We start from the raw sequence: 1,975 nt of genomic DNA, 5'->3' as shown, positions 1-1,975 counted from the left end.
GGTTCATCGCCAATAAGCGGCACCGTTAGAAAGAAAATAATTAACTTGACCAACAAACCAATACTAAGCCGACAAAGCCGCGTCCCTTACTCCGCCAACTGGCGATAACCGAGACCGTTAGGGCGCATTTATAATAATGAAAAAAAGTTTAAAACGTACAGATCGAGGTATCTCTCATTATTTAAATTTAAAAAAAGATTTAGAGAATCAAGATGACAGAATTGTCATTTCATTACCACTTTTTTTCAGAATAATGTTCTTCGATAGTAATCCTTGGATAAAGCAAATTAATAGATTTGACTTTTTAAAGCTTGCTATTTTAAATGATGATTTTGAAAACTTAGATAGAAAGATTACACAAGACATCTATTGCTCAAAAAACTTAATTCCCGAAAATAAGAATAGAAAAGAAATGCCTATTGATGAGTTTTTCAATTCTATAATTTTAAAAATTAAATCTTATGATTGCTCAGTGAAAGATTTTGTATTCGCCTTAGCATACAATGGTGGAATTCATATGATTCCAGACAAAAAATTTGAAAAGGAATATGAAACAGTATATCACAATTTTTTCGAGAAATTTCCAATAATAGCTTTTGACTTATCTCAACAAATTTCTCAAATACTAGTGCAAATTTTTGATGAGTTTTATTCAATTTTAACTGGTTCAAATGATGCACACTCTTTAAATGATAAATTTGCTCCAAAGATTGCTGAAAATGGTAAAGTCTTAGAAGGAATTTTATTTGATCATTCTTATTTACAATTTCCAATAAGAGCAAAAAGTAAAAAAGGAATTAGATTTTGCACCGACATTAAAATAAGAAATCAGACTTCAAAAAATATAATTTTCGAATACGGTCATCGTGATAATGACTCTTTAAGAATTCAATTATTGGTTAGTAATTCTCATATTATTACAAAGATTAATACTTCGAATGAGAACAAGATTCTGAAATACGACTTGAAAGAAAAAATAAATGATTTTGTAAAAATAGAAATTGCCCTATATCCTAATGGAAATCTAATTTTGGCTATAAATAATTTTGTAGTAGAAACCGACAAATTAAACACTTCAATTTCAATCATAGATGGAAAAACAATAATTGGCAGTAATCTATCTGGAAGTATTTTTGGTGATTTTTTTGAAAGAACAATAATAGTACAGTCAATTGATCGCCATAACGAATTTCGTAGGTTGAATGCGTATTCGCTTAAGAGATTAAAACTTGAACCTCAGAATATTCCTTATAATCAATTAAAAAGAGAATTTATAGAATAAACGCGCCCTAACATCGGTTCACCGCAAATAACGGGTAGCCAAGTAAAATTTGTAATTTTAGAAACCAATCAAGAAAATAACTAGCCGACAAGTCCGCGTCCTAACTCCCGCAACTTGCGGTAACCGTAACCGTTGTAAACAATTAAGGGTTAATTCCGTAATGTTCCGCATACTTGTAATATAATCCCATAGCATCAAAGTATTCGTTATCAAAAAAGTATTCGTTATCTCTATCTGCTTCTAAATTAAACTTGTCTATAAATTCATCAAAGGTGGGTACTTGCTCACCCTTAACAGATTTACAACAACGTGTATAATTAATAGCTTCTAATTCCTTTTCTGCAAACATTACCATTATTTCCATAGTGCTAAATTGCATCATATCGGTTTCATCTATAAACTTACTTGCTCTTTTTTCAATTTCTGTTTTCATCTTATTGTTTATTTATTTAAGTTATTTCTATTTTTCCGCTACTAATCATACACAAATCAGTTATATGCAATGGAAGAAAATTTTCGAAATATACTAGCTGAGAATTCAGAAATATTGATTGATTCTTTAATTGATAATGAACTGTAGCCTTACCCAATTTAAGACACAGCTAAATTCAATAAATTTTCATTAATATCATTCGATTCGGGGAAGAATTCTTCCCCGAATCGAGGTTTGTATTCTCTAGGTGATTTATTGCC

At 30.0% G+C, this 1,975-nt stretch carries 2 protein-coding genes; one reads left to right on the top strand and one right to left on the bottom strand.

Annotated elements, in window-relative coordinates:
• Positions 1-136 precede the first annotated feature (136 nt).
• Entirely contained in the window at positions 137-1,282 is a 1,146-nt protein-coding gene (locus GUB10_RS15830; RefSeq protein WP_193712425.1) for a hypothetical protein, read from the top strand.
• Between the two features lie 142 nt (positions 1,283-1,424).
• Here GUB10_RS15830 and GUB10_RS15825 read toward each other — a convergent pair whose 3' ends face one another.
• Positions 1,425-1,715 carry a hypothetical protein gene (locus GUB10_RS15825; protein ID WP_193712424.1) on the bottom strand — a complete coding sequence of 97 codons (291 nt, stop codon included), beginning with the start codon at positions 1,713-1,715 and terminating at the stop codon, positions 1,425-1,427.
• Between the last annotated feature and the right edge of the window lie 260 nt (positions 1,716-1,975).

It is taken from the genome of Salegentibacter sp. BLCTC (assembly GCF_015143665.1).
GTDB lineage: Bacteria > Bacteroidota > Bacteroidia > Flavobacteriales > Flavobacteriaceae > Salegentibacter > Salegentibacter maritimus.
Note: the sequence above shows the minus strand (reverse complement) of the source record. Positions and strands in the feature narration are given on the sequence as shown.